At 37.7% G+C, this 21115-nt stretch carries 15 protein-coding genes; 2 read left to right on the top strand and 13 right to left on the bottom strand.

The window, feature by feature from the left end; all coding sequences use genetic code 11:
• Nucleotides 1-123: 123 nt before the first annotated feature.
• From ACFSRZ_RS08275 to ACFSRZ_RS08215, 13 genes are all read right to left on the bottom strand, one after another.
• Complete coding sequence (locus ACFSRZ_RS08275) at nt 124-390, bottom strand: heavy-metal-associated domain-containing protein (protein ID WP_379666073.1); 267 nt, start codon at nt 388-390, stop codon at nt 124-126.
• The gene (locus ACFSRZ_RS08270) at nt 387-767 is read right to left on the bottom strand and encodes a rhodanese-like domain-containing protein (protein WP_379666072.1); all 381 of its coding nucleotides are present in this window, start codon (nt 765-767) and stop codon (nt 387-389) included. The genes ACFSRZ_RS08275 and ACFSRZ_RS08270 overlap by 4 nt, the downstream gene beginning before the upstream one ends.
• Before the next feature lie 7 nt (nt 768-774).
• Nucleotides 775-2184 (bottom strand): MBL fold metallo-hydrolase, encoded by a 1410-nt coding sequence (locus ACFSRZ_RS08265; RefSeq protein WP_379666071.1) that lies wholly within the window; start codon nt 2182-2184, stop codon nt 775-777.
• 15 nt (nt 2185-2199) lie between these two features.
• The gene (locus ACFSRZ_RS08260) at nt 2200-3930 is read right to left on the bottom strand and encodes a SulP family inorganic anion transporter (RefSeq protein ID WP_379666070.1); all 1731 of its coding nucleotides are present in this window, start codon (nt 3928-3930) and stop codon (nt 2200-2202) included.
• Complete coding sequence (ruvB, locus tag ACFSRZ_RS08255) at nt 3931-4953, bottom strand: Holliday junction branch migration DNA helicase RuvB (RefSeq protein ID WP_379666069.1); 1023 nt, start codon at nt 4951-4953, stop codon at nt 3931-3933.
• Nucleotides 4954-5051: 98 nt separating this feature from the next.
• A complete protein-coding gene (locus ACFSRZ_RS08250; RefSeq protein WP_379666068.1) occupies nt 5052-6833 on the bottom strand; it encodes a cytochrome c oxidase subunit I in 1782 nt (593 codons plus the stop codon).
• A 36-nt stretch (nt 6834-6869) separates the two neighbouring features.
• Nucleotides 6870-7880 carry a cytochrome c oxidase subunit II gene (locus ACFSRZ_RS08245; RefSeq protein ID WP_379666067.1) on the bottom strand — a complete coding sequence of 337 codons (1011 nt, stop codon included), beginning with the start codon at nt 7878-7880 and terminating at the stop codon, nt 6870-6872.
• A gap of 27 nt (nt 7881-7907) precedes the next feature.
• Nucleotides 7908-9410: a quinol:cytochrome C oxidoreductase gene (locus ACFSRZ_RS08240; RefSeq protein ID WP_379666066.1), complete on the bottom strand. Its 1503-nt coding sequence runs from the start codon at nt 9408-9410 to the stop codon at nt 7908-7910.
• A 25-nt stretch (nt 9411-9435) separates the two neighbouring features.
• Nucleotides 9436-9984: a c-type cytochrome gene (locus ACFSRZ_RS08235; protein ID WP_379666065.1), complete on the bottom strand. Its 549-nt coding sequence runs from the start codon at nt 9982-9984 to the stop codon at nt 9436-9438.
• Between the two features lie 10 nt (nt 9985-9994).
• Nucleotides 9995-10531, bottom strand: a complete 537-nt coding sequence (locus ACFSRZ_RS08230; RefSeq protein ID WP_379666077.1) for a DUF3341 domain-containing protein — start codon at nt 10529-10531, stop codon at nt 9995-9997.
• Nucleotides 10521-11915, bottom strand: coding sequence for an NrfD/PsrC family molybdoenzyme membrane anchor subunit (gene nrfD, locus ACFSRZ_RS08225; RefSeq protein WP_379666064.1), 1395 nt, complete (start codon nt 11913-11915; stop codon nt 10521-10523). The genes ACFSRZ_RS08230 and nrfD overlap by 11 nt, the downstream gene beginning before the upstream one ends.
• A 22-nt stretch (nt 11916-11937) precedes the next feature.
• Nucleotides 11938-14997 carry a TAT-variant-translocated molybdopterin oxidoreductase gene (locus tag ACFSRZ_RS08220; RefSeq protein ID WP_379666063.1) on the bottom strand — a complete coding sequence of 1020 codons (3060 nt, stop codon included), beginning with the start codon at nt 14995-14997 and terminating at the stop codon, nt 11938-11940.
• A gap of 31 nt (nt 14998-15028) precedes the next feature.
• The gene (locus ACFSRZ_RS08215; RefSeq protein WP_379666062.1) at nt 15029-16312 is read right to left on the bottom strand and encodes a cytochrome c3 family protein; all 1284 of its coding nucleotides are present in this window, start codon (nt 16310-16312) and stop codon (nt 15029-15031) included.
• A 213-nt stretch (nt 16313-16525) separates the two neighbouring features.
• On the opposite strand from ACFSRZ_RS08215, the gene ACFSRZ_RS08210 reads away from it, so the two are divergent.
• Both ACFSRZ_RS08210 and ACFSRZ_RS08205 read left to right on the top strand, forming a co-directional pair.
• Nucleotides 16526-16903, top strand: coding sequence for an SPOR domain-containing protein (locus ACFSRZ_RS08210; protein ID WP_379666061.1), 378 nt, complete (start codon nt 16526-16528; stop codon nt 16901-16903).
• A 172-nt stretch (nt 16904-17075) separates the two neighbouring features.
• Complete coding sequence (locus tag ACFSRZ_RS08205; RefSeq protein ID WP_379666060.1) at nt 17076-21092, top strand: YDG domain-containing protein; 4017 nt, start codon at nt 17076-17078, stop codon at nt 21090-21092.
• Nucleotides 21093-21115 lie beyond the last annotated feature (23 nt).

Raw genomic sequence — 21115 nt, 5'->3', positions numbered from 1 at the left:
GGCTTGTTTAAACTTATACCTTATACATTGCACGGATTACAAATCCGTGCTACCCCAGCTGGTGCGCGAATGCCTCGCGTTCCAATAAAAATAAAAAAACCGAGATAAAATCTCGGTTCTTTTTTATTTCTCTAATCTTCCTACGGCACAACTGACAAAAGATTTTGCTTTGTGCAATACAGTATTTTTATCTCCTGATTCCGGATATCCAAGTTTGGATAGTTTCTCTTTGATACTGTTTACCACATCTTCGTTATGGGAAACTTTTACTTCTGATGTTTCCAAATCAATTTCTACATCGCTTACAGATTGAATGCCTAAAATTCCTTTTTTGATTGTTGCAGCGCAACCGCCACATTTCAGGTTTTCTATATAAACTGTTGTTGTCATTTCTTCTTTTGATTTTTTAACCATTTATAATACCCTCCATCCAAATCGTACACATTGTGAAAACCGTTTTGGATTAATAGCTGAGCCGCTTTGTTACTTCTGCTTCCTAACTCGCAATAAAGATATATCGGCTTCTTCTTATCAAATTGCTCAGCAACCTTCTGAACAAAGTTATTATTGTAAAAATCGATCAATACAGCACCTTCAATCGCGCCATTATTGTATTCTCCTTGGGTTCTTACGTCTACTAATTGGATCTCTCCTTTCTGTATTAGCTCAGCCAATTCTTTGGGTTGAATAAGTTCCATAGAGTAGCTTTCTTGCTTACAGCTATACAAGCTTAAAAACAATATTCCAAAAAAGAATACTTTTTTCATGATCTCTCTATTTTGATGAAGAACAGCTTACAACATCTGTTCTTCTAATTCCTGTCTTTTTAATGGCTCCATATCCTCCGGCTACATCAATCACTTTATGGAATCCACGCGCTTTTAAAATAGATGCAGCAATTACAGAACGATATCCTCCTGCACAATGCAAGTAGAAATCTTCCTCTGTTGGGAATTCGGCAACATGATCATTTAAGAAATCTAATGGAGTACTTGGCACATTTTCTATATGCTCTGCTGCGTACTCTCCCGGTTTTCTTACATCAAAAACCAAAGCTCCTTCGTTGATCTTTTCTTCTAAAGTCTCTGCAGTTACAGATAGTAAAGTATCTGTTTCTTTTCCTACTTCTTTCCAAGCAGAGAATCCTCCTTTTAAATATCCTAAAACATTGTCAAATCCAACACGTGATAATCGGGTAATGGCTTCTTCTTCTTTTCCTTCTTCTACAACCAAAAGAATAGGTTGATGAATATCTTTGATTAGAGCTCCTACCCAAGGGGCAAATGTTCCACTCAACCCGATAAAGATAGATTGAGGGATGAATCCTTTTACAAATTCAAACTGATGACGCACATCTAATATCAATGCATCTGTTTCATTAGCTACCAATTCAAAGTCGTTTATATATAATGCTTTTGTTCCTGTTTCGATCACTTCATCAATAGGTTTGTAGCCTTCTTTGTTTAGCTTCACATTCAAAGGAAAATATTCCGGAGGTGGTAATAATCCGTCTGTTACTTCCTTTATGAATTCTTCTTTGGTCATATCTGCACGTAATGCATAATTGGTCTTCTTTTGCTCACCGATAGTTCCAACTGTTTCCTTACTTAAGTTCTTTCCACAAGCAGAACCTGCTCCGTGAGCCGGATATACAATTACGTCATCAGCCAAGGTCATAATCTTACTACGTAAACTTTCAAATAAGGTTCCGGCCAATTCTTCTTGAGTCATATCTGCAGATTTTTGAGCCAAATCAGGCCTTCCTACATCTCCTAAGAATAAGGTGTCACCACTAAAGATCGCATGGTCTTTTCCTGATGCATCTTTTAATAAGTAGGTAGTACTTTCCATGGTGTGTCCCGGAGTATGTAATACTGTAATGGTGATATCTCCTATTTGAAATACCTCTCCATCTTTTGCAGAATACGATTCAAATTTAGTTTCGGCATTGGGTCCAAAAACAATCTGCGCTCCTGTTTTTTCAGCCAGTGTTACGTGTCCGCTTACAAAATCTGCATGAAAGTGAGTTTCAAAGATATATTTGATCTTGGCATTGTCTTTTGCTGCCTTTTCTATATAATCTTGTACTTCTCTTAAAGGGTCTATAATAGCAACTTCTCCTTTGCTTTCGATATAGTATGCTCCCTGAGCCAAACACCCTGTATAAATTTGTTCTATGTTCATGATCTAATTGACTTATTATTCGTATGCTTGATGAATATAATTCGCATACTTCTTTTGATTTTCTCGATCACCTGTTTTGTAATAGTTAACAGCTCCGTTAACCCTCATAAAGAAGTGATTGATATCTATGATTTCTAATATTTTTCCTCTAAATAAACTATCTCTTACAGGTCCTTTTACTCCTGCAAAATAAAACAAGACGTTTCTCTTTTGATAGTATCGTATTCTTTCTTTCAATGTTTCCAATCCTGTACTATCTATTCTGTTGATACTCTCTGCATCTAAAACGATCAACTTTAACTTATCTCCTTTTGCCGAGGCCAATAGATCTAAATTATCTCTAAAATAGCTAGAGTTTGCGTAGAACAATTGAGCATCAAAACGGAACACAAGTACTTCATCTTCTATAATGACGTCTGAGAAGCGTTCTTTGTTTCTATAAAAATTAGAATTAGGTACTTTTCCTAACTCAACAATATAAGGTCTGGACGTTCTAAAGATCAAAATGATCAACGATAATCCTACTCCAATAACAATTCCATATTCTATCCCAAAGAACAATGTTGAAACAAAAGTTGCTATCAGCAACCAAAAATCTAGGTTGTTGGCTTTCCATAAGAAGATTGCTTCTTTAAAATTAACCAATCCGAATACTGCAACAATAATAATTGCTGCAAGTACGGTTTTAGGTAAGTGATAGAACAATGGTGTTAGGAACAACAAAGTGATTAAGACCATTAGTGCCGATATTAAAGAAGACATTCCTGTTGTTCCTCCTGATTCTTGGTTGATGGCCGATCTCGAAAAACTTGACGTAGACGGGTAAGCTTTGAATAAAGATCCAACCATATTACTTAACCCTAAGGCTACCAATTCTTGATTGGGTCTAATTCTGTATTCATCTTGTTTAGCTTCTAATGATTTTCCAATGGTAATTGTTTCTAAATATCCTACCATTACCAATGTTAAAGCTATTGGCAATAGTTCTCTTATCAGATCAAAGTCTAATTCGGGAAAAGAGAAACTAGGCAATCCTGATGGGATGTCTTTTACAATATCTACATCGTCAAAATCACTTCCAAAGTTGCGCATTATCAAAATTCCAAATACCACTACAATTAAAGCATTAGGAATTCTCTTGTTGATACGTTTAAAAACAACAATGATTAGTACTGAGATTAAACCTATGATGGTGGTATGTGAATTAAAATCGATGATATTGTACCATATATCTTCTAATACATGTTGAATTTGATCACTCTGAATAAAGTCTACTCCTAATAAATTGCGAAATTGGTTGATTCCAATAGTCAAAGCAACTGCTGAAGTAAATCCTGTAATTACAGGTTTGGAAAGGAAGTTTACCACAAATCCCAACTGGAAAATTCCTAGAAGAAACTGTATGGCTCCAACAATCAAGGCCAGTAATATGGTAATTGCAATATAACTATCTGAGCCTGTAAGCGCCAAAGTAGAAACTCCTGTTGCAACAATTAAAGAGTCCATAGCTACCGGTCCGATGGACACCTGTCTTGATGATCCAAAGATCGCGTAAATAACCTGTGGTACTAGGGCACAATAAAGTCCGTATATGGGAGGTAGCCCTGCAATTAAAGCATAGGCAATTCCTTGGGGAATAAGAATAATCCCTACTGTAATTCCGGCAATAAAATCGCCGCGAAATTGTGTTGCTTTGTAATTAGGCAACCAATCGAGTATGGGTATGAGTCTTTTCAGGGTTTTCATCTAAAACAATTCTCCTTGACTTGTTCCTTTTGTTCTTCCTAAATGTTTGTATGCTAATTCTGTTACTTCCCTACCTCTAGGGGTTCTCATAATAAATCCTTCCTGAATTAAAAAAGGTTCGTACACTTCTTCAATTGTTTCTCCATTTTCTCCCACTGCTGTTGCAAGTGTACTAATCCCTACAGGTCCTCCTTTAAACTTGTCTATAATGGTAGATAAGATCTTATTATCCATCTCATCCAATCCATGAGCATCTACATTCAATGCTTTTAAAGCATATTTGGCAATTTCTATAGTAATTCTTCCATCACCTTTTATTTGTGCAAAATCACGTACTCTACGTAGCAATGCGTTGGCAATTCTTGGCGTTCCTCTACTTCTTCCTGCAATTTCTATAGCTGCTTCCATAGAAATAGGAACAGTAAGAATATGAGCACTTCTTTGTATGATGGTAGTTAGCAGTTCTGTTTTGTAATAATGCAATCTACTACTAATTCCAAAACGAGCTCTCATAGGTGCTGTAAGCAACCCTGAACGCGTTGTAGCACCAACCAATGTAAAAGGCTCTAAATTGATCTGTACTGTTCTTGCATTGGGGCCAGATTCGATCATAATATCAATCTTATAATCTTCCATTGCCGAATACAGGTATTCTTCTACGATAGGGCTCAAACGATGAATCTCATCAATGAATAAGACATCTCTTTCTTCTAAGTTTGTTAAGAGTCCTGCCAAATCTCCGGGTTTGTCTAATACAGGTCCGGAAGTCACCTTGATTCCAACATCCAATTCATTGGCTAGAATATGCGCCAAGGTAGTCTTTCCCAATCCAGGAGGTCCATGAAACAAAGTATGATCCAGGGCTTCATCTCGTTGGTTAGCTGCTTCTACAAAAATCTTAAGATTTTCTATTGCTTGTTCTTGTCCTGTAAAGTCATCAAAAGAAAGCGGTCTCAGCTTTTTTTCGATATCCAATTCTTCGTGCGAATAATTTGAGTTATCAGGATTTAGATGCTCATTCATCTTACAAATATACTAGAATTTAGCGGCTCTTTTACCTTCGCTTTTTAAAACAAAAAACCTTTCCGATATGGAAAGGTTTTTCTAATGTTTTCTATGTTTTATGATGGCTCTTCACCCGGCAATAATGGAGTAGTTTGTGCTACCCAATCTTGACCGTGTAAGTAGTCGCTGTTATCATCTTCCGGATCTACTTTCTTACTGTAATCGTAAGCCCATCTGTGAACTTCAGGAATTTTACCTGGCCAGTTTCCGTGGATATGTTCTACTGGAGTAGTCCACTCGATAGTATTCGAGTTCCAAGGATTTTGACTTGCTTTTTGTCCTCTGTAGATAGAGATAAAGAAGTTTGCTAAGAAAATTAACTGCGCTACACCTCCAACCAAAGCAAAGATGGTAATTACAACGTTGGTATCTGCAACATCATCAAACATTGGGAATGCTGTGTTTGTATAATATCTACGTGGTAATCCTGCTAATCCGATAAAGTGCATTGGGAAGAATACTCCGTATGCAGAAATGATCGTGATCCAGAAATGCCAGTATCCCATAGTCTTGTTCATCATACGTCCGTACATCTTTGGGAACCAGTGATAGATACCTGCGTACATTCCGAAGATTGCTGATACTCCCATTACTAAGTGGAAGTGAGCTACTACGAAGTAAGTATCGTGAATGTTAATATCTAAAGCAGAATCTCCTAAAACCAATCCTGTTAAACCTCCGGTTACGAATGTAGAAACCAATCCGATCGAGAATAACATCGCCGGGTTCATTTGTAGGTTTCCTTTCCAGAGTGTTGTGATATAGTTAAATGCTTTTACTGCTGATGGGATAGCGATCAATAAGGTTGTAAAGGTAAATACAGATCCTAGGAATGGGTTCATTCCTGAGATAAACATGTGGTGACCCCATACAATTGTTGATAAGAAAGCGATTGCCATGATCGATCCAATCATTGCTCGGTATCCAAAAATAGGTTTTCTTGAGTTTGTTGATATGATCTCAGAAGTTAATCCTAGTGCCGGTAGAAGTACAATATATACTTCAGGGTGTCCTAAGAACCAGAATAAGTGCTCGAATAATACCGGAGATCCTCCTTGGTAATGTAACACTTCACCACTGATAAAGATATCTGATAGGTAAAAAGATGTTCCAAAACTTCTATCAAAAACTAATAATAAAGCTGCTGATAATAATACCGGGAATGAAACTACACCAATGATTGCAGTAATAAAGAATGCCCACATTGTTAATGGCAATCTTGTCATCTTCATTCCTTTGGTACGTAAGTTTAAGATTGTAACGATATAGTTCAAAGATCCAATTAAAGAAGATGCAATGAAAATAGCCATCGATACTAACCATAAAGTCATCCCTGCTCCTGAACCTGGAATTGCTTTAGGCAATGCACTTAACGGAGGATAGATAGTCCACCCTGCAGATGCTGGCCCAGCCTCTACGAATAGAGAAATTACCATGATTACAGAAGAAATAAAGAACAACCAATATGAAATCATGTTTAAGAAACCTGACGCCATATCACGTGCTCCAATCTGTAATGGAATTAATAAGTTAGAGAATGTACCACTTAATCCTGCTGTTAGTACAAAGAATACCATGATGGTACCGTGTATTGTTACCAAAGCTAAATACATATCCGGACTCATTACTCCATCTGTTTGATGAGGGCCTAAGAAAGCTTCAATAATTGAAAATGATTTATCTGGCCATGCTAATTGCAAACGGAATAACATTGACATGAAAACTCCAATGACTCCCATGATCATCCCTGTAATCAAGAACTGCTTAGAGATCATTTTATGATCATGACTAAATATGTACTTAGTTACAAATGTTTCTTTATGATGATGCTCTGACATAATCTATATCTTTTAAAATATCTTCTTTCTTCTTTATTACTTAATTGTTTCGGCTAATGTTGGTTGTTGTGCTAACCAGTCATTAAACGCTTCTTCTTCTTCCACTACGATCTTCATTTGCATGTTGTAGTGTGATGCTCCACAGATCTTGTTACATAATAAGATGTAATCAAACTCATACATTTCCTCTTCATTGTTTCTCTTACGTACTTTGTTGATTCCATCTACTTTTGCAATTACCTCAGAATTCTGACGCATTTCCGCTGTAGTATATTTTGGAGTAAAAGCAAACTGAGTAACCATTCCAGGAACACAGTTCATCTGCGCTCTAAAGTGAGGCATATAAGCTGAGTGTAATACGTCCTGTGAACGGAACTTGAATAATACTTTTCTTCCTTTTGGCAAGTGAATCTCTGTTACTTGCTTATCGTCTTTTGAAGCTTCATCAGACATATCAACACCCATTGTGTTTATACCTTTGATAAAGTTTACATTTCCTAATCCTAGTGTATTGTCTTGTCCTGCATAACGTGCTTCCCATTGGAATTGCTTTGCATATACTTCAATAACAATTGGGTCTTCATCTTCTGCAACGTACATTACGTTGTTCCATTGCCATAATCCGTATCCGATCAATACAACTAATACAACCGCCGGAGCAACTGTCCAAATCAATTCTAATTTGTGACTGTCAGCAAAGAATTTTGCTTTGTTTCCTTCTTTTCCTCTGTACTTGTAAGAGAAATAGAAGATTAAAAATTGTACGATAAATTGTGCAATACCAATTAACCAGAAAGAGATGTTAAATAAAAGGTCATCGTTCTCTCCTTCAATAGAAGCTGATTCTGGAAGCATTAATACATTCATCCAGATCAGGCAGTAAATCATCATTGCATAAAGGAATACTGCAAAACCAATAAACATTTTCCCTTGGAAGTTGTTGTCTTTATCGGTAGCTATAACGCTTCTGAAGTTCATGATTCTGGTAATCTGCCAGAAGCTTACTCCGATCGCAACACCTATGAAAATATAAAATAGAGCTAGCATAGTCTTTCGTCTTAATTAATTTTTTGATTAATGATGATTATCTTCTCCTGAATGATGTTCAATATTGTAATAGTGGAAGTGCTCACTCTCTTTCAAGAATGGGTTTCCTTTGGCAACTGGATCTGCTTTGGCAAATGCACTGAATACAGTGTAAATGAAGATTCCTAAGAAGAACAACGTTGCTCCGATTTCAGGAATTCCAAAACTCCAGCTTCCTCCAACAGTTCCTGGCATGATCATAATGAATAGATCTACGTAGTGTCCTGCTAAAATAACAAGTCCTCCGATGATTACGAACCAAGGCTGGCTCTTGAAATCACTATTCAATAATAATAAAACTGGGAATGCAAAGTTCATAACTACCATACTCAAGAACAATGTTTTATACTCATTGAATCTTAATGCAAAATAAGTAGTTTCTTCAGGTATATCTGCATACCAGATTAGCATGAACTGAGCAAACCATAAGTATGTCCAGAATACTGAGAATCCAAACATGAATTTTGCTAAGTCGTGAATATGACTATCATTTACTTTTGGTAAGTACCCTTTAGAACGTAGGTAAATAGTTACAAACGCAATTACAGTAACGGCACTTACTAATAATGTAGCCAATACATACCATCCGAATAAGGTAGAGAACCAGTGAGGATCTAATCCCATGATCCAATCCCAAGATGCCATACTTTCTGTTAGCATAAAGAATACTAAGAAAATTACAGAGGCATTATAGTTTCTCTTATAGATTCTAATAGTTGTAGCTGTATCTTCAGCAATAGAGTTCTTTCTAATGAAGAATCTGTATACGTTCCATCCGATCAAGTATATGATTCCACGAATCATCCATCCCGGAGTGTTCAACCATAGTTTCTTTCCAGCTACAATTGGATCGTAGTTATCACTTGTAGGATCTACAACTCCTTCTCCCATCCATGCAAATAAGTGGTTATAGTGCATTCCAGTAAGAACGATCAATACCAACATAATAATAGAAGTAGGCACTAAGTTTGCTGTAATAGCTTCCATTACTCTGAAAAGTACTACAGACCATCCTGATTGCGCTACTCTTTGTGCAGCATAGAAAGCCAATACTAATAATGAAATTCCTAAGAAGAATAATAAGGCTACATAAACAGCAGACCAAGGTCTGTTTTGCATTTGGTGAAGAACGTGTTCTGCGTGTGCGGCATCATGGTCTCCTCCATGTGTATCTACAGCATGTGTAGTATCTGTTTTGTGTTCGTCTTTTTTAGCATCATGAGTGTCATCAGACCCTTCTTTGTGCTCAGATGTTTTGTCGTTATCATGACCTTTGGTTGCATCATGAGTTTCTTTGGCTTTGCTATTATCATGTGTAGCATCACCGTGACTGTTTCCATGACCATCACCGTGGGCATTCTTCTTAGCCATAATCTCCATTGCTTCTTCTGCAGTTGAAGGGGCGCTAAAAAAGCTATACCCGATACTCAATGCTCCAATAACAATTAAAGCAAATGAGAATAATTTTATTTTACCTGAGAATTGATACATATCTTTCGTATTCTTCTTTTTGTAATTATTTCAATAAATCGTTACGCAATTTCTCTACGTATTGTACTACCTGCCAACGCTCTTTGATAGTCAATTGCGATGCATGAGATCCCATTAAGTTCTTACCGTGCATGATTACATGGTAAATACTTCCTTCTGTGATATCTCTATCTTTGTAGTTAGGGATTCCTGTAAACTTTTCTCTTTGAGACAACACTCCGTTTCCGTCACCTTTCTTTCCGTGGCATGATGCACAGTAGATATCGTACATCTTTTTACCATTCTCTAAGTTTGCCTCATCTTTAGCTAAAGGAGATTTTAATTCATCTTTAGCTCTGTTATAATCTGCATCTGTATTTGCATAATCGTAAGGAACGTTTCCTCTAGAAATGGTACCTGCAACTGGTTTGCTGTTTACCACTCCGTCTTTATAGATTCCATCAGCTCCATTTGGGTTGTAAGGTACAGACACATACATATCTGGCATGTATTGTACTTTTCTTTCTCTGTTAGAACAAGCTACAACACTTGCTAACGCCAAAAATGCGATACTAAATTTTAAATACTTTCTCATTTGTTACTATTTAGTGTGCGTCTTCTACTTCAACCACGTTTATTTCTACTGCTCCAGTTTCTTTTAACAAAGCAGTTAATTCTTCTTCGTCTCCGTGAACTGGCACTTCCATCAAGAAGTGATCATCTGTTGTTCTTGGATCTGGGTTCTCTGCTTTTTTAAATGGCCAGATTCTACTTCTCATGTAAAAGGTAATTACCATTAAGTGGGCAGCAAAGAATACTGTTAATTCAAACATGATCGGTACAAATGCCGGCATGTTTTCTCCCCAGCTAAAACTTGGTTTACCACCAATATCTTGAGGCCAGTTATCAATCATAGTGTACCATGTTAACCAAATCGCAATTGATAAACCTGTCAATCCATAAAAGAATGATGCAATCGCAATTCTTGTAGGTGCTAATCCCATGGCTTTATCCAATCCGTGAACCGGGAACGGACAAAATACTTCTTCGATATGATGATTGGCTGCTTTTACTTTCTTAACAGCTTCCAGCACTACTTCATCATCATTGTATAATGCGTGAATTACTTTACTACTCATGATTACCGTCTCTTAATTTTTTATAATTCTCTCCTGATGATTTCAAAATTGTCTTCACCTCTGCCTGTGCAATTACCGGGAAGGTTCTTGCATACAATAAGAACAGTACAAAGAAGAAACCAATCGTTCCGATAAATATACCTACGTCAACGAAAGTAGGCTCAAAACGCCACCAAGTTGATGGTAAGTGACCTTTACTTAATACAATTGCGATGATATCAAAACGCTCGAACCACATTCCGATGTTGATTGCAATCGAAATCAAGAAAGACCAAATAAAACTTCTTCTAATCTTTTTAAACCATAATAACTGTGGAATAAAAATGTTGAAGATTAATAATGACCAGAATGCCCATCCGTAAGGTCCTGCTTCAGCTCCTAATGATAAATATGTATAATCTTCATAAGGAGAACCAGTATACCAAGCGATAAAGAATTCTGTTGAATATGCTACAGCTACAATACCACCTGTTAAGATGATTACCACGTTCATATACTCTACGTGTAAACGTGTAATGTAAGCCTCTAAATTTGTTACTTTACGCATAACTCCTAGTAACGTTTGTACCATTGCAAATCCTGAGAAGATTGCCCCGGCAACGAAGTAAGGAGGGAAGATGGTTGAGTGCCATCCCGGGTTGATTGACGTTGCGAAGTCCATCGATACAATTGTGTGTACAGAAAGTACTAACGGAGTAGCTAAACCTGCTAATACTAATGATACTTCTTCAAAACGTTGCCAATCTTTTGCTCTACCAGACCATCCGAAAGATAATAAAGAATAAATCTTCTTTTGGAAAGGTTTTACCGCTCTATCACGAATCATTGCGAAGTCAGGTAACAATCCTGTCCACCAGAATACCAATGATACAGATAAATAGGTAGAGATCGCAAATACATCCCATAATAACGGAGAGTTAAAGTTTACCCATAACGATCCAAATTGGTTTGGAATAGGTAACACCCAGTATCCGTTCCATGGACGACCCATGTGAATAATTGGGAACAATCCTGCTTGGAATACCGCAAAGATTGTCATCGCCTCAGCAGAACGGTTAATTGCCATTCTCCATTTTTGACGGAATAATAATAGTACTGCAGAGATTAAGGTTCCGGCGTGACCAATACCTACCCACCATACAAAGTTGGTGATATCCCATGCCCAACCAATGTTTTTACTTAATCCCCAAACTCCAATACCAGTTCCTATGGTATAGAAGATACATCCAAATCCCCAAAGCATTGCTGCTAAAGAAATATAAAACGCCATGTACCAGTTCTTATTTGCTTTTCCTTCTATAGGTCTAGCAATATCCTCTGTAATGTCGTGGTAACTCTTATCACCTAATACTAAGGGTTCTCTTATGGGTGCTTCGTAATGAGACATATTCTTATATCTTAATTTTTAATTACGCTTCGTTTGTATTTCTTACTTTCACTTGATACACTACATTCGGTTTTGTTTGAATGTAATCTAACACGTGGAAAGCTCTTTTATCGTCTACTAATTCTGCTACTTTGTCTTCTTTGTTGTTTACATCTCCAAAGACCATAGCTCCAGTTGTACAAGCTTCAGAACATGCTGTAGCAAATTCTCCTTTTTCTACAGGTCTTCCTTCTCTCTTCGCTTTTAAGATAGTAGCTTGAGTCATTTGAATACACATAGAACACTTTTCCATAACTCCTCTTGAACGAACTACTACATCTGGGTTTAATACCATCTTTCCGTACTCGTTGTTCATGTTGAAGTCGAACTCATTGTTATCAGCATAGTTGAACCAGTTGAAACGACGAACTCTATAAGGACAGTTGTTTGCACAATATCTTGTACCCACACATCTGTTATAAGTCATTTGGTTTTGACCTTGACGACCGTGTGTTGTAGCAGCTACAGGACATACAGTCTCACAAGGAGCGTGGTTACAGTGTTGACACATCATTGGTTGGAAAGTTACAGATGGATTCTCTGCAGATGTTTCTAACACTCTAAACAATTCTCCACCTCTCTTACCAGCTTCTAATGCTTCTTCTCTTGTTTCTATTTCTGAAGAGTAGTAACGGTCAATACGCAACCAGTGCATATCTCTACCTACTCTCATCTCTTTCTTACCTACTACAGGTACGTTGTTCTCTGCATGACATGCAATCACACAAGCACCACATCCTGTACAAGAACTTAAATCGATAGATAAGTTAAAGTGGTGTCCTAATGATCTGTCATGAGTATCCCAAAGATCAATACTCTTCGCCTCTACTTCTTGGTGATCGTAAGAAACCATTGCTGGTTTGTTCCAAGTGTGCTTAGGATCTAATGAGTGATCATTATAATCTTTTAAAGAAACTTCTTTTAAGATATCGTGACGTCCTGCAATTGTTTTTTGTACCTGAATACATGCAAATTCATGAACAGCTCCCGAAGTTTTCTCGATAGTTACTCCGTACTGAACATTGTTTCCGTTAGCATATAAAGCATATGCATTAACTCCAACTTGCATTTCATCTTTTAAGTTGGTCTTTCTACCATATCCTAAGGCTAAACCAACTGTTCCCGGTGCTTGTCCTGGTTGGATCATTACCGGAATATTTTCAATGGTAACTCCATTTACAGTAATCTTCACATAGTTACCGTTGATAGCTCCATTATCTTTTACTGGGTTTTTGAAACCGAATTTATCAGCATCACTAATAGAAACTGTCAAGTAGTTATCCCAAGATGCTCTAGTAATAGGATCCGGGAACTCTTGCAACCAAGGGTTGTTAGCTTCTTTTCCATCTCCTAACCCTGTAGAAGAGTACAACACCAATTCAAATCCGTCTCCACCTTTTGTAGCGCTTCTTAATGCACTAGCAGCAGCAGCTAAATCAACTGTAGCTTTACTTACTTCTGCAGTTCCTTCTTTCTTAAAGAACCCATCGTGTAATGCTTGGTTCCAAGATTGTCCTCCTAATACATTAGCAGACCAGAATGCTTTTAAGTAATCGTAATATGCAGTTGAATTTCCAGACCACTTTAATAAGATGTCTTGGAATTGCTCTGTGTTAAATAATTTTTGAATGGTAGGCTGCATTAATCCATAATGACCTTCAGTGATCATTACATCTCCCCAAGACTCTAAGTAATGAGAAATTGGCAATGCATATTGAGTAGCATTAGCAGTAGCATCATCTTGTAATGTGATTGCTGCTGATAATTTCACCTTCTTTAATCCTTCAGCAAAATCAGCGCTTGATGCTAAGTTGTATACCGGATCAACATTGTAAGTAATAATACCTCCAACTTTTCCAGCTTTCATGTCAGCAATAGCTTGTGCTAATTCTGCATCATTTCCTTTTCTAATATGTAAAGGATTAGAAGCGTCAAACACTTCACTTTGCAATGCATCATTAATTGCAAATGCAATCAATTGTGCATTTTTATCATTAGATCCTGTTACAACTACAGCTTTAGAACCTGCTTTTTTCAATGCAGCTGCTGCTATTTTTACTTCTGCATCAACCGGAGTTGATTTAGAAGGCAAACTTGATCCAGTGATGGCGTTATATAAATTGATCAAAGCAAATACTTGATCAGATGCTTTAGTAACTACACGCTTATCTGCATTTGCTCCTGTTAAAGACATGTTTGCCTCAAACTGAACATGGTGAGACATGTGACCTGAATTAGGATCTCTGCTTACTGCATACCCTTTTTCAAATCCTCCATGCCAGTCAACTAAGAAATCCGCTCCAAAAGAAACGATTGCTTCTGCTTTATCGAAATGATAATTTGGCACCGCTCTGGTTCCAAACACCGCTTCAAAAGCATCTGCAGCACCGCTCTCTGAAATTGCATCATAGGATACGTGCTTCACATTAGGATAAGCTGTGATAAATTCGGAAACGATTTGCTCTGTAGAAGGACTTGCTAATGTACCTGTTAATAAAATAACAGTTTCATTATTTGTCTTTAGTTCATTTAATTTCTCACCAATTTGTTTGTGAGCATTCCCCCAAGTGATTGGCTGACCATCTTTCTTAGGTTCTTTTAAACGAAGTTGATTGTCGTATAGAGACAATACAGATGCCTGAACTCTCGCATTGGTAACACCTCCTGCTTCTTTGTTTGGCATTACTAAGATAGGGCGTCCTTCACGAGTCTTAACTAAGATATTAGCAAAGTCTTGACCATTAGCGATGGAAGAAGCATACCAATCTGCAACACCTACAATAGTATCGTCTGGTTTTACTACGTAAGGAATAGATTTTCTCACAGGTCCTTCACAAGCTGCTAAACTAGCTGCCGCAGTGGTAAACCCAACATATTTAAGAAAATCTCTTCTTGAGGTTGATGAATTTTCTAGTGTTTCCTTGTCTCCTAAAAATTCATCTGTAGGAATCTCTTCTACAAACTCATTCTTGCTTAGTGTTTCTACGATAGAACTATCTTCTAGTTCCGCAACACTTTGCCAGTATTTTTTGTTTGAAGCCATTTATATTCGAATTTATCTACTTTCTGATTTATTAATAATGACACTTACCGCATTCTAGCCCTCCTAATTGTGCAATAGTAACTTGCTCAACTCCATATTTCTTAGCTAGTTGCTTGTGAATTTTTTGATAGTACTCGTTTCCTTTTAAGTCAACTTTCGTCTCTCTGTGACAGTCAATACACCATCCCATAGTTAATGGAGCAAACTGATACAATTCATCCATTGTTTCTACCGGACCGTGACATTTCTGACACTCAATTCCTCCAACGGTAACGTGTTGTGAGTGGTTAAAGTAAGCGAAATCTGGTAAGTCGTGTACACGTACCCATTTGATAGGCTTCGTTACTCCTGTATATTCTAATTTATCTGGATCCCAACCTGCAGCATCATAGATCTTTTGAATCTCTGCATTTAATTGAGCTGTTGAATATCCATCTAATTTAGTATCCTCAGCTACTTCAGAAATGTTCTTATGACAGTTCATACATACATTTACTGAAGGAATACCTGAAGTTTTACTGTGTTTTGCTGATGAGTGACAGTACTGACAATCAATCTTATTGTCTCCTGCGTGAATCTTGTGAGAGAATGCAATTGGTTGTACTGGTTGATACCCTTGATCTACACCAACTGTAAATAAAGCCCCGAAGGTGAAATACGCAACAATAAACAACATCATGATTGTTCCTGCTACATGTAAGAATGTATTTCTCTTTAATCCTTCCCAAACTTCTAAAGTGTTCCCCCATAAACCTGGAGTTTTTGGAGCTCCTTTCAATTCGCTGATCGTCTTTAATAAAGCAGCGATCACTAAGAAAGCAGAAACAATTACACCTGCTAAAATCCAAATCAACCATTTTGGCGATTCAGCTTTTTCAGTAGCTACTACCGTTCCTCCATCTACACCTTTTGGCTTAGGATCTCCAACAGTCGTATAGTAAAGAATATCATCGATCTGCTGATCTGTCAACTGTGGGAACGCAGTCATGTTTGACCCGTTGTACTCTTCAAAGATTGCAATTGCATCTCTATCGCCAGTAGCTCTTAAAGCTGCATTGTCTTTAATCCATGCTTTTAACCAATCATTTTCTCTTCTTTCTTCAACACCTCCTAAGGCAGGGCCAATGAATTTCTTATCCAACTTGTGACAAGAAGAACATAGAGATTTGAAAATTTTCCTTCCTTCTTTCTGACGTGCTTCATCTACCGCAGCATCTTGCGCTACAGCATTTAAACTGAAAGAAAATAATAATAGGAATGTAAAACTTTTTAGAAGTACTTTGGCTAGTCGATTGTGTAGATCTACACTTTTCATATTTACAAACTATAGTTTAGTATCTTGTTGCTAAAAATCCTAATTAAAACGGGCACAAAGACCCCACCTAATTAGTTGCACAAAAGTAGTACATATAACTAAATTTTGAAATGCAAAAGGAATGTTAAATTCTAATTTATAACTGTTCTAAATAAGATGGAATTTCAATTTATTTCTGGTCAACTCGTTACCTTTGTAAGCAACATTTTTTTTATGAAAAGGCACAGTCTATTTTTTTCGTTCTTATTCGTTCTTGTTTTTACCGCTCAGCAATCCATTGCTCAAGAGCAAAAAACTGATAGTGAGTTAATTACAGAGCTTATTTCTAAAAAAAGAGACTTTAACAAGAAGTTTGGGTACGGATATAGAATTCAATTATATAATGGTTTTGAGGTCGAAGCAAGAAAGATGCAAGCCAAGTTTAGAATAGAATTTCCCGACATAAAAACCTACTTAACTTACAGCCAACCAGAATGGAAAATTCAGATCGGACTCTACAAAAGTGAGCTGGAAGCCGATCGAATTTTAAACGAATTAGGCCTTAAAAAGAAATTTGGCGCAGGCGTAATTGTCGTTCCTCTCGGAAAATAATTCGTTTTTCCACATCCTCACATTCATACGAGTATTAAAATTCGTTTTTCTAGTATAGGTATATACACCTGTTCTTATAGTTAAAACTACCTGAAAACCAGCAACAGCAAGGCTTTGAGAGTCTTTTTTAGCTACTTTTAGTTGCCCTCTTTCACCATCAAAACTTATTATTATGAAAAACATTACTCGTGTAATTTTATCGTTAGCTCTAACGATATTCTTTTACAACCAAACGTATGCGCAAAATGACAACGGGGTTATTGATGCTCCGGGAGATATTGCCATACTATCTTATCATTCCGACAATGGATCAACAGATGAAGAAGATGGACTTACCTTCTTACTTATAGACGATGCTCCAGCCGGAACCTCCATTCGTTTCATTGATGAAGAATGGAACGGAACTGCTTTTGCTACACCAACTGGCGAAGGAGAACTTTTATGGGAAAACAATACAGGAAGCACTATTCCAGCAGGAACTGTGGTTACTATTTTTGATGCCGATGGATCTTTAGAAACAGCTTCTGTAGGAACCGTAGACGAAATAGAAGCCGGTTTCAATTTTGGAACAGCAGAAGATTTTGTTGCTATTACAGGAACAAGAGCCGCTCCGGGAATTTTTTTAACAGCTGTTGATGGAGATGACGGAACTCCTTTTATCTCTGCCGGTACAGGACTATCACCATCTCAAATTTTATCTTTCTCAGGAGAAGGTAGATATACAGGAGCCACAGAATGTAACAGTACTGCAGCAGACTGCTTGGCACAAGTGTATGATACAGCAAGCAATTGGACCTTTGGAGATTATCCTCATGTAGGAGTTGTTGTTGACGATTTTTTAGGAAGTCTTTTCTTTGTTTGCGGAGCACCAACAGCTCAAGCTACTAGTGCTATTTTTGGAGCAGAATCTTCTTCAACTTTAACCTTGAGCAACTTTACTGCTCCAACAGGAGGAGTTGATGGGTATGCCATCTATATTAATGATTCAAATAGTTTTACCGCTCCAAGCGACGGAGATGAGCCTATTGCAAATCTCAATTGGAACAACTCCGGACAACAAGCTGTTTATTTTGGAAACTCAGATTCTCCTAATATTACAATCACAGGATTAAATACGGGAACAACCTATTTTTTCCAAATCTATGCGTACAACGATTGTGCTGGAATTGAAACTTATGAAACTACCGGATTAAATGCTAATGATACTACAGGCGCAGCAACTGTAACTATTACAGGACTGACAGGAAACAATAAGACCTATGACGGAACAGCAAATGCTACTGTTTCTGGAGCTGCAACATTATCAGGAGTCAATGCAGGAGATGATGTAAGCTTGAGTGGATCGCCTGTTTTTACTTTTGCCACAAGTAATGTTGGCACTGGAATCACCATTACCACAACCGGATATACATTAACTGGTGCAGATGCTGGTAATTACACTTTAATACAGCCTACATTATCCGCAGATATTACTGCTGCAAACTTAACTATTACCGGGCTTGCCGGAGACAACAAAGTTTTTGACGGAACTACAAATGCAACTGCTTCCGGAACTGCAACGCTATCTGGAGTCATTGGAGCTGACGATGTAACTCTAGGAGGAGCACCAGTATTTACTTTTGCAAGTGCCAATGTTGGAACAGGAATTAGTATTAACACAACCGGATTTACTATTTCTGGAGCTGATTCAGGAAATTATAGTTTAACACAGCCCACATTATCTGCAGACATTACTGCAGTTAACTTAACCATTACCGGGCTTACCGGAAATAATAAAGTTTATGATGGAACTACAGATGCTACCGCTTCAGGAACCGCAACATTAACAGGAGTGATTGGAGCTGATGATGTAGTCTTAGGAGGAGCACCTGTATTTACTTTTGCAAGTGCAAATGTTGGAACAGGAATTAGCATTAGCACAACCGGATTTACTATTTCTGGAGCTGATTCAGGAAATTACAGTTTAACACAGCCCACATTATCTGCAGATATTACTGCTGCAAGCTTAACTATTACCGGGCTTGCCGGAGATAACAAAACTTATGACGGAACTACAAATGCTACCGCTTCCGGAACTGCAGCTTTATCAGGAGTTATTGCCGGAGATGATGTTGTTTTAGGAGGCGCTCCTATATTTACTTTTGCAAGTACCAACGTTGGAACAGGAATTAGTATTAACTCAACCGGATTTACTATTTCTGGAGCTGATTCAGGAAATTATAGTTTAACTCAACCCACATTATCTGCAGATATTACTGCTGCAAGCTTAACTATTACCGGGCTTGCTGGCGACAATAAAGTTTATGACGGAACTACAACTACTACCGTTTCTGGAACTGCAACTTTATCAGGAGTTGTTGCCGGAGATGATGTTGTTTTAGGAGGCGCTCCTACATTTACTTTTGCGAGTGCCAACGTTGGAACAGGAATTAGTATTAACTCAGCCGGATATATTATTTCAGGAACCGATTCAGGAAATTACACCTTGACACAACCTACTTTATCTGCTGATATTACCGCTGCAAGCTTAACTATTACCGGACTGACCGGAGACAACAAAGCTTTTGACGGAACAACAAATGCTACTGCTTCCGGAACTGCAACGCTATCTGGAGTGATTGGAGCTGATGATGTAGTCTTAGGAGGATCGCCAACTTTTACTTTTGTAAGCTCTAATGTAGGTGTTGGAATTACTATCAACACAACCGGATTTACTATTTCTGGAGCAGATGCTGCTAATTATAGTTTAACACAGCCTACTTTGTCTGCAAATATTACCGCTACAAACTTAACTATTACCGGACTTGCTGGAGATAATAAAGTTTATGACGGAACTACAACTGCTACCGTTTCTGGAACTGCAACTTTATTAGGAGTTGTTGCCGGAGATGATGTTGTTTTAGGGGGCGCTCCTACATTTACTTTTGCAGATGCTAATGTTGGAACGGGAATCAGTATTAGTACAACCGGATTTACAATCTCCGGAACGGATTCAGGGAATTACACATTGACACAACCAAGCTTATCTGCCGATATTACTGTAGCTAGTTTGACTGTAACCGGATTAACAGGAGATGATAAAGCTTTTGACGGAACAACAACTGCAACTGCTTCTGGAACTGCAGTGCTATCAGGAGTAATTGGTGCTGATGATGTAATTCTGGGAGGAACACCTGTTTTTACTTTTGTAAGTCCTAATGTAGGTGTTGGAATCACCATTAACACTACAGGTTTCACTATTTCCGGAGCAGACTCAGGAAATTATAGCTTGACACAACCTTTACTTTCGGCCAATATTACCGGAGATGCCTTAAGTATTGATAATATTTCTACAACAGATGCTTCTTGTGATGGAACTGACGACGGATCAGCAACAGTGACCGTTTCAGGAGGAACGGCTCCTTATTCTTATGAATGGAGCACCGGTGATACAACTACAAACAATACGCTAGATAATCTTGCTGCCGGGAATTATAATGTTACTGTGGTTGACGCTTTGAACAATTCTATCACACAAAACTTTTCTATTGCCGGAAGAACATCTCCAACAATAACAGTTAGTGAGAACCCAACAGTATATTACGGATACCCCCCGGCCTCTTCTGCTTCGATTGGTGTTGAGTCTATTTCTGGAGGGCAAGCTCCCTTTAGCTATTTATGGAGTACAGGAGAAACTACACAAAGCATCTTGGTATCACCAACAGATACCACCACATATACAGTTATAGTTACAGATGCCAATGGATGCTCTACTACAGCAGATATAATTGTAAACGTAATAGATGTAAGATGTGGTCACCAAGGTCATCAAAACAAAGTAAAGGTATGCCACAAAGGAAAGAAAACACTTTGTATTGCTTGGCAAGCAGTAAGTGCTCATTTAGCGCATGGTGATACTTTAGGTGATTGTAATTCTAACAACAAACAAGTTAAAATTACCAATCTAAAAGTTTACCCAAATCCTTTTAAGCATCATTTATTGGTTAACTTCAATAGCAATTCAAATGCAAGTGTTGATTTAATTATTTTCAATCACAGAGGAAATAAAGTTCTCCAGAAAAACATCGCTCTCAATAATGGCAACACAAAAGCCAGATTGAATTTAGCGAGATTGAAACGAGGAGTTTATTATTTAAAAATAGTGATCAACGGAGAAGTCAAAAAAGTGAAACGTATCATAAAACACTAAGTTTACTGCACAAAAAAACGCCA

Source organism: Pseudotenacibaculum haliotis (genome assembly GCF_042684245.1).
GTDB classification, from domain to species: domain Bacteria; phylum Bacteroidota; class Bacteroidia; order Flavobacteriales; family Flavobacteriaceae; genus Polaribacter; species Polaribacter haliotis_A.
The sequence above is the reverse complement of the archived record's forward strand: the minus strand, read 5'-3'. Positions and strand labels throughout refer to the sequence as shown.